Annotated in this window: 5 protein-coding genes; all 5 read right to left on the bottom strand. The window is 34.5% G+C overall.

What is annotated here, in order from left to right; all coding sequences use genetic code 11:
• Nucleotides 1–1912: WGR domain-containing protein (locus tag FcAc13_RS11890; protein ID WP_187756446.1), on the bottom strand; the 1912-nt coding region annotated here is incomplete at its 3' end.
• Nucleotides 1913–2018: 106 nt separating this feature from the next.
• Nucleotides 2019–3626: a DUF6138 family protein gene (locus FcAc13_RS11885; protein WP_343066794.1), complete on the bottom strand. Its 1608-nt coding sequence runs from the start codon at nt 3624–3626 to the stop codon at nt 2019–2021.
• Between the two features lie 287 nt (nt 3627–3913).
• On the bottom strand, nt 3914–5326 hold the full coding sequence (locus FcAc13_RS11880) for a WGR domain-containing protein (protein ID WP_187756444.1): 1413 nt from the start codon (nt 5324–5326) through the stop codon (nt 3914–3916).
• Nucleotides 5327–5431: 105 nt separating this feature from the next.
• Nucleotides 5432–8797 carry a DUF6138 family protein gene (locus FcAc13_RS11875; RefSeq protein ID WP_187756443.1) on the bottom strand — a complete coding sequence of 1122 codons (3366 nt, stop codon included), beginning with the start codon at nt 8795–8797 and terminating at the stop codon, nt 5432–5434.
• 100 nt (nt 8798–8897) lie between these two features.
• A partial coding sequence (locus tag FcAc13_RS11870) for a hypothetical protein (protein WP_187756442.1) occupies nt 8898–10035 on the bottom strand: 1138 nt, incomplete at its 5' end.

Here is a 10035-nt window from a genome sequence, read left to right as displayed (position 1 = left end):
AGTATTCAGGCTTGGCAACAAAATAGATATGAAGCCAATGCCCCTCAAATATATTTGAATAACCTTTTGCCATTAAGCTATTTAAATAATCAAGCGCATCGGAATATGCCTGTTCACTTTCTTGTTTGAAGCGTAAGTAAATTTCTCCGCCCCATGGCATGGCTCTGGCGATAATCGTGTCTGTTTCACAAAAAACATCATTTTCAGTAAAAGTATCATAAAAACGTTCGATTGCTGATTGATTGTCTGAATCGTCTTTTTTTCCTGGCTTGCTATCTCTAATGCCCAGCTTATCCCACGTTTGTTTTTGTAGAATTGCTGGTTCATATCCTTTATCAACTAAGTATTTGATATGTACATCTGCATATTTAAATGCAAAATTTTCCCATTCAAACTGTAAATCAACTAAACGCCATTTGTTATAATCAAGATTGCAGTATTTTGTTAACAGAGAACATCCTTTCGATTCAGCCTCTTTCTCACCTGAATAAAGATATTTTTTTATTAATGCTAAAATTCTATCGGTATCATAATTATCAATAATGCCATTATAGGCAAAATATTCATCAATCGTGTCAGTTAGCAAATCTACATCATATTCATCTGATTGCTCCAGATATTTTAGGTCGCTTTCAAGCTCAAGTATCTTGGTTTGTCGGTAGGTTTGTTCTATTGGTGTTTCGATAAAAATATTGTCCTTATTGCAGAAAGCAATTCTAAAATAATGATCTGTAATACCTTCAAAAAAACCATTATCCAGCATTTTATGGAGTCTTTCGGTAAGTAGTGGGATAAAATATTGATTATTTATCTGATCACTATACTGAGGCGCATTATACTCTAGATCATTGATAGCAAATGATCGATAACTTTTTGGATTCTCGCCTCGAATTAAAGCGAGTATTCTTAGATATCCTTCATCGAAGGTAATATAAAAACCATAAACATGATTTGGTAATTTGTAAGCTGGAATATTATCTTCACCACCTGCTCGAATTGTGTCAACAATGTGTTGTAATGCGCTAACTATTTTATCCACCATTTGTACCGGATAATCGGTAAGATATTGTTCAGCCAGATGATGAATAGAAACAGGACAGGTTTGATAACGATTAAAAATATATTTTAATACACCTTTAGATTCTCGTTCAGCTATTTGAATATTTGGATCAAGAATTGTTGAAAAATAAGTAATGCAATCAAAATGTATCGGAGCTATTTTCTCTATAAATTTTGAAAATATAATTCCTACAGTATTTTTGACTAAGGTATTAAATACTTCTATAGACGGACTTAATGTTTTCAATTCTTTAAATGTTGCTACCACATCAAAATTCACGCCCTGTTTTATATAGTTTCGAGATAATTCTCTTAAATCCAGATATTCTTTGCTACTTTTGGGTGATTGACTCACGTGTATTGGCGGCGACTCAATCACAGATTTTGCGGATGATGGACTAACCGATGTATTGGTTGATTTTGATATGTTTTTTTTTACAGAGGGTTTACGTAACTCGTCAAAATCAAATGGGTTAGGTTCACCTTCATCAACCCATTCGTCGAGGTAAAACCATGGTTTTTCTTTACCGTCATCAATCACATCTTTGGGTGTTGTGGGTTTGGGGTGGTTTTTCGGTTTTGGGGCATCGGGCATTTTGACAATTTGACTCAATCGGGATATCGCTGGCAATAGCGTTGCTGGTATGGTTTTTTCTTGATAACCCTTTTTGATTTTTGATTTTATTATTTTGCAGGCTTCTTTTTCTGCTTCCGCCTGCGAGGCAAAGGTCTTCGTGTGCTTTTGTCCTTCGGTTCCAACCGCACCGTAAAGCACCGTGTAAAGGTTATCTTTTTGCTCGATATACCAAAATTTATTATTCACTTCATCAATGCATTCAAAATATTGGTTCATTGTTTTATGTTTTCCTTATACTTATCTTATTAATTATATTTATGAGAATAAATGAAACTTATCCTATTGTTTTTGGGGCATAAGCCCCTTTTTATAATCCTATTTTTTATAATTTGGCTAACTTTTCCTGCCAATATTCTTGATATTGTGGCAGGCGTTTTTGTGCTGTTTGGTACACCTGTTTTAGTTCAGTAGTATCGAGTTTTCTTTGCAGTTTCTCCATGGCATAATCTAGTTTTTTCTGCTGCATATGTGCCATAAACAGCAGTGAGGCATCATACACTTCGCCCATATCTGGGGTGATTTTTTCAAGCTGTTTGATTGCCCGATAATTATTATCATTAAAAACCCCAGCGCCTAAAGCTTCATCCAAATACATTATACCGGGCTTGGATTTATCAATGTTTGGGCTTCCTTTGGGACTATCGAAATAATAGTGTTGTTTTCTTTGTGCGTATAACTTCTCTTTATCGGGCGCTTGTTTGTTCATTGCAACAGCAATCTTTGCAAAATCCATTACTCCATAAATTAGCTGAGCTTGGTTTTTACCATAAATTCCCATACCCACTTGGTAGGGGGTGCCACTGAAATCAATCACTATTTTTTTTCCAAAGCAATACGCCTGTTCTGCACCCCAAATAAGAGTAGAGTTGGGATTTATTTTATTCTGCACTTTATAAAATTGGATAATAGCGTCGAAAATGTAGGGATTGGTTATCGTTAATGGCGCAAAAATAAATGCTCTCCATGAGGAATCATACGTTTCCAATTCACCAACATCAAACCCGCGTTTTTTAGCTTGCAATGGTGTAATGATACAACGTGGGTTTTCGATAAAATCTTGTTCATCGATGATTAACGGTTCGGAATCGCTTTCTGGTTTAGGTGAGATGTTAAAGATAATTGGTTGGCCGGTAACTTCATCTTCATCCTCAAGAGCGTCTAAAACTAAATTATGAAAATTAGCATAAATCTCTTTTGCCAAAGGATCAGTCGCATCACTAAACAACTCTTTTAGTTTTCTTAAGCTATATTTTCCGTTACCAAAAAGGCTCGCAGCGAGAGTAATGATTTTGCGACTTTCATAGGGGATATCACAGTCATTAAAATAATCAGTTAGCGTAGCAAGATTTTGCGGTATTATATAAAATTGACTGGATAAATTAGGTTGTTCTTGATAGCTCAATTGCAATAATGCAATCGCAACTGCTGTTTCTGGAGTAATCCCCCAATGTCTTTGCAATATTTTGCCAAGATAACTTGCCAAAAATTCGTGTTCATCATCGGTCTCAAGTGCAAATTTTATTGCCATATCCATATGTTTCACATCCGTCATTGCCAAAGCAATGGCAGCGAATGTGCCTGCGACAGAATTATCTTCATCTTGGAGATCTAAACAATGGTGAAATTTCTCCATTGTTAATTCAACAAATTTTCGTATTTTATCATGTAAACTTTCGTATATCGCTGCTTTGCGAAAAAAGGCATGAGAATTACTGGCTAGATCAGGATATTGTTTGATGATGCGAGCAAATTCAGGATAGTATTCAGGCTTGGTAACAAAATAAACATTAAGCCAATAACCATCAAATTTTTTAGAATAGCCTTTTGCCATTAAGCTATTTAAATAATCAAGTGCTTGTGAATATGCCTTCTCACTTTCTTCTTTGAAACGCAGATAGATTTTGCCATTTGTTGACATAGCTCTAGCAATAATAGCATCTGTTTCACAAAAAACATCATTTTCAGTAAAAGAGTTATAAGAATATGTATTTACATGTTGATTTATTGAATCTTCTATTACACGGGGTGTGTAATGAATTTCACCCAGCTGATCCCACTCTTGTTTTTGTATTATTGCTGGCTCATATCCAGCATTTATTAGAGGATTTAACCCTTTGTAAGCAACTTTAAAATCAAAATCTTTCCATTTGAATTGGAGGTTAGCCAGATGCCATTTATTAAAGTCAAAATCAGCATATTCTTCTATAAGACTTATACTTATTTTTTGGGTTTTTCTTCACCAGAATGAAGATATTTTTTTAATAATGCTAAAATTCTATCCGTTTTAAGATGCAGAATAACGCCATCTGAAGCAAAATACGCTTTAACTGTATCAGATAAGAGTTCGATATCATATTCATCCGATTTTTCAAGTTTTTGAAGATTTGCCTCTATATTTTTTGCTAATTCATTAAGGTGATCCTCATTCAAGCGTTTATCCGCTAATGGTTGAAATTGATTGAAAAATGCAATTTTAAAGTAATTTTCGGTAAGACCCTCAAAAAAATCTTGATCAACCATTTGTTGTAATTTAGGTTTTAAAAATTGTGTTAAATATTGGATGATAAGTATTGGATTATGATACTGCATATCACAATTGTGTTCTGTATAATCAATATAGCGATTGTCATAGTTCAGGCTACAAATTTTAATACATCCTTTACTGAACGTTCTGATGAAAAATCCGTAAGTAGCATTGGGAAGTTTAAAGGCTGGGATATTATCACTTCCACCAGAGCGAATTGTCTCGACTAATTTTTTAACTTGAATCACCACCTCTTCAGCTATATCTTTAAAAAAAGCGGTTAGATATTTATCAACTAAACCATGAATACCTGTTAAATTGCTTTGATAATTGTCATAAATGTATTTCAAAACTCCCTTAGCATTCTGTTCTTTTATCAATATATTTGAATGTTTAATAGGTAAAAGATAAGCTAAGATATCTAAATGAATTGGAGAAACCAAAATAACAAAATCAGAAAAAATAGCTTCAAGTACATTTTTTATTAAAGTTTGAAATACTGTTTCTGATGCACTAAGAACTTTAAGTTTATTGAAAGTAGCTACGACATCAAATTGATCACCTTGTCTAATATGCTTTTGAACCATATTTTTAAGATTTTCAAATTCTAGTTCTTGCGCTGTTTTGGTTAAAGTTTCTTTTTCAACCGGGTTATTAATTTCTTTTGTTGGTTGTTGAACGGGAGATACCTTACGTAACTCTTCAAAATCAAATGGGTTAGGTTGACCTCCATATGACCATCCTTGAAGATTAAACCACGGTTTTTCTTTACCGTCATCCTTCACATCTTTGGGTGGTGTGGGTTTGGGGTGGTATTTCGGTTTTGGGGCATCGGGCATTTTGATGATTGTTTGGCTTTGCTTTTCTATGCAGGTTGATTGTTCAAACGCTGGTGGGATTGCTTTTTCCTCATAGCCCTTTTTGATTTTCGATCTGATCAGTTTGTAGGCTTCTTTTTCCGCATCGGCAGGCGATAAAAACGTTTTAACTTGTGTTTGTCCTTTTGCCCCTACCTTACCAAATACGATTGTTAGTGATTCGTCTTGTTGGGTAATATACCAAAATTTGTTTGACTGTAGATCGCTATATTCTAGATACTTTTTCATTGTGTTATGTTTTCCTTATACTTATCTTTTTTATATTTATTAGAATAATTTGAATTTATTCTGTTAATTGGGGCTTAAGCCCCAATTAGTAAGCCTTTTTATTAATTATAATTTGGCTAACTTTTCCTGCCAGTATTCTTGATATTGTGGCAGGCGTTTTTGTGCTGTTTGGTATACCTGTTTTAGTTCAGTAGTATCGATTCTTTGCAGTTTCTCCATGGCATAATCTAGTTTTTTCTGCTGTATATATGCCATAAACAATAGTGAGGTATCATACACTTCGCCCATATCCGGGGTGATTTTTTCAAGCTGTTTGATTGCCCGATAATTATCATCCTTATAAATCCCGGCGCTTAAAGCCTCATCCAAATACATTATACCGGGCTTAGAGTAATCAATGTTTGGGCTTCCTTTGGGACTGTCGAAGTAATAGTATTGTTTTCGCAGTGCGTATAATTTTTCTTTATCGGGCTCTTGTTTGTTCATTGCAACAGCAATCTTTGCAAAATCCATTACTCCATAAATTAGCTGAGCTTGGTTTTTACCATAAATTCCCATACCCACTTGATAAGGGGTGCCACTAAAATCAATCACGACCCTTTTACCAAAACAGTACGCTTGTTCAGTGCCCCAAATGATAACAGAGCGGACACCTATGTTATTTTGCACTTTATAAAATTGGATAATAGCGTCGAAAATGTAGGGATTGGTTATCGTTAATGGCGCAAAAATAATTGCTCTCCATGAGGAATCATACGTTACCAATTCACCAACATCAAACCCGCGTTTTTTAGCTTCCAATGGCGTAATGACACAAGGTGGATTTTCGATAAAATCTTGCTCATTAATGATTAGCGATTCGACATCGCTTTCTGGTTTAGGTGAGATGTTATAAATAATTGGTTGACCGCTAACTTCATCTTCATCCTCAAGAGCTTCTAAAACTAAATTATAAAAATCAGCATAAATCAATTTCTCTTGCGGATCAGTCGCATTATTAAATAATTTTTTTAACTTTTTAAGACTATCACTAGGTTTACCAAAAAGATATTTTACTAAATAAGTCAATTTACAATATGGATTTTTTGGCTCGTTCATACTGTAATAATCGGTCAAACTAGCTAAATTTTGCGGAATTTCATAAAATTGACTGGATAATTCAGACATATGTTGACCTTGAGTTAATTGCAATAGCGCAATCGCAACCGCAGTTTCGGGCGTAATACCCCAATATTTTTCAAGAACAATACCAAAATTACCTGCCAAATATTCATGGTCACCATCGATTTCAAGTGCAAATTTAATAGCCAAATCCATATGTTTCACATCCGTCATTGCCAGGGCAATAGCAGCAAATGCCCCGGCGACTGAACTATATTCATCTTGTAAATCAAAACTATAATCAAGTTCATACATAGTTAAGTCAACAAACTCTCGAATTTTATCATGTAAACTTTCGTACATCGCTGCTTTGCGGAAAAAAACATGTGAACAACAAGCTATCCCCATCCCTAGTTCATATTCTTCAAAGTGTACATATTTTTTAACGTATTTAGCGAATTCAGAATAGTATTCAGGTTTGGCAACAAAATAAATATGAAGCCAATGCCCCTCAAATATATTTGAATAACCTTTTGCCATTAAGTTATTTAAATAATCAAGTGCATCGGAATATGCCTGTTCACTTTCTTGTTTAAAGCGTAAGTAAATTTCACCACCCGTTGGCATGGCTCTGGCGATAATGGTTTCAGTTTCACAAAAAACATCAGTTTCAGTAAAAGTATCATAAAAACGTTCGGTTTCTGATTGATCGTCTGGATCGTCTTTTTTTTCTGGCTTGCTATCAGGCTTGTTATCAATAATGCCCAGTTTATCCCACGCTTGTTTTTGTAGAATTGCTGGTTCATATCCTTTATCAACTAAGCATTCAACACTGTTATAAGCATATCTATAATCAAAATTAGCCCATTCAAACTGTAAATCAACTAAATGCCATTTGTTATAATCAAAATCGTCGTATTTCCTTAACAGTGAACGTCCTTTCGATTCAGCCTCTTTCTCACCTGAATAAAGATATTTTTTTAGTAATGCTAAAATTCTATCGGTATCGTATTGCTCAATAACGCCATTAAGGGCAAAATATTCCTCAACCGTGTCAGTTAGCAAATCTGCATAATATTCATCTGATTGCTCGAGATATTTTAGGTCGCTTTCAAGCTTAAATATCCTTGTTTGTCGGTAGGTTTGTTCTATTGGTATTTCAATAAGAATATTATCTGTTTGGAAAAGGGCAATTCTGAAATATTTATCAGTCATACCACCAAAAAAACCATCATCCAGCATTTTCTGGAGTTTTTTGGTAAGTAATGGAACAAAGTATTGATTATTTATCTCAACGCCATAACTAGTCCCATCATATTCTAGCTCATTTAGACTTTCTGAATAATAGCGTTTGGAATTTCGTTCATTGAATAAAGCATATATTTCCAGCGTTTTATAATCAAAGGTGATATTAAAGCCACAAACATTTTCAGGGAATTTGTTAGCTGAAATATTTTTTTCACCTCCTGTCTGGGTAGTTTCAAAAATACTCTGTAATGCGTTAACTATTTTATCCACCATTTGTACCGGATAATCGGTAAGATATTGTTCAGCCAGACAATGGATTGATTCGGAATGAGTCTGATAACGGTCATAAATATATTTCATCACACCTTGCGCAAAGATTTCTTGGAAAAGAATTTCTGGATCTCTGATTCTCAAAAGATAAGGAATGCAATCAAAGTGAATCGGTGATATTTTCTTCATAAATTTTGAAAATATCATTTGAAGCATATCTTTGATGAAAATTTGAAATTCCTTATTGTTTGGACTTAACGCTTTTAATTGTTCGAACTTAGCTTCAATATCGAACTGCTCACCTTGCTTTATATATTTTCGTAACAAAACTTTTAAGTTATCAAATTCTTGTTCTTGTGGTGTTTTGGTGACTGTCTCTTTTTTAATCGGGGCATTACTTTGTTTTGGTGGTTGTTTAACTGGAGCAACTTTTTTAGGCGGAACTTTACGTAACTCATCAAAATCAAATGGGTTAGGTTGACCCTCATCAGCCCATTCATCAAGATCAAACCACGGTTTTTCTTTACCGTCATCAATCACATCTTTGGGTGGTGTGGGTTTGGGGTGATATTTCGGTTTTGGGGCATCGGGCATTTTGATAATTTGACTTAATCGGGCTATCGCGGGCAATAGGGTTGCTGGTATGTTTTTTTCTTGATAACCCTTTTTTATTTTTGATTTTATTATTTTGCAGGCTTCTTTTTCTGCTTCCTCCTGCGAGGCAAAGGTCTTAGTGTGTTTTTGCCCTTCGGTTCCAACCGCACCGTAAAGCACCGTGTAAAGGTTATCTTTTTGCTCGATATACCAAAATTTATTATTCACTTCATCAATGCATTCAAAATATTGGTTCATTGTTTTATGTTTTCCTTATGGTTAATTTTTTATATTTATCAGAATAATTTGAATTTATCCTGTTTATTGGGGCATAAGCCCCTTTTTATGATTTTATTTTTTATAATTCCGCTAACTTTTCCTGCCAATATTCTTGATATTGTGGCAGGCGTTTTTGTGCTGTTTGGTACACCTGTTTTAGTTCAGTAGTATCGAGTTTTCTTTGTAGTGTCTCCATGGCATAATCTAGTTTTTTCTGCTGCATATATGCCATAAACAATAGTGAGGCATCATAGACTTCGCCCATATCCGGTGTGATTTTTTCAAGCTGTTTGATTGCCCGATAATTATCATCCTTATAAATCCCGGCTCCTAAAGCCTCATCTAAATACATTATACCGGGCTTAGATTTATCAATGTTTGGGCTTCCTTTTGGACTATCAAAGTAATAGTATTGTTTTCGCAGTGCGTATAATTTTTCTTTATCGGGCGCTTGTTTGTTCATTGCAACAGCAATCTTTGCAAAATCCATTACTCCATAAATTAGCTGAGCTTGGTTTTTACCATAAATTCCCATACCCACTTGATAGGGGGTGCCACTAAAATCAATCACGATTTTTTTTCCAAAGCAATACGCCTGTTCTGCACCCCAAATAATAGTAGAGTTGGGATTAATTTTATTCTGCACTTTATAAAATTGGATAATAGCGTCGAAAATGTAGGGATTAGTTATCGTTAATGGCGCAAAAATAATTGCTCTCCATGAGGAATCATAAGTATATAATTCATCGAGATCAAACCCGTGCTTTTTAGCTTGCAATGGTGTAATGATACAAGGTGGATTTTCGATAAAATCTTGCTCATTAATAATTAACGGTTCGGAATCGCTTTCTGGTTTAGGTGAGATATTATAAATAATTGGCTGACCGCTACCTTCTCCTTCATCCTTAAGAGCTTCTAGGACTAAATTATGGAAATCTGCGTATATCAATTTTTCTTGTGGATCAGTCGCATTATTAAATAATTCTTTTAACTTTTTGAGACTATCACTAGGTTCACCAAAAAGATATTCCACTAAATAAGTCAATTTACAATATGGATTTTTGGGCTCGTTATTTCTGTAATAATCCGTCAAACTAGCTAAATTTTGCGGAATTTTATAAAATTGACTGGATAATTCAGACATATGTTGACCTTGAGTTAATTGCAATAGAGCAATCGCAACCGCAGTTTCGGGCGTAATACCCCAATATTTTTCA

Origin of the sequence: Frischella japonica, assembly GCF_014489845.1 — a bacterium.
In the GTDB taxonomy this organism is placed as follows: domain Bacteria; phylum Pseudomonadota; class Gammaproteobacteria; order Enterobacterales; family Orbaceae; genus Frischella; species Frischella japonica.
This window is presented reverse-complemented; position numbering and strand designations above follow the sequence as displayed.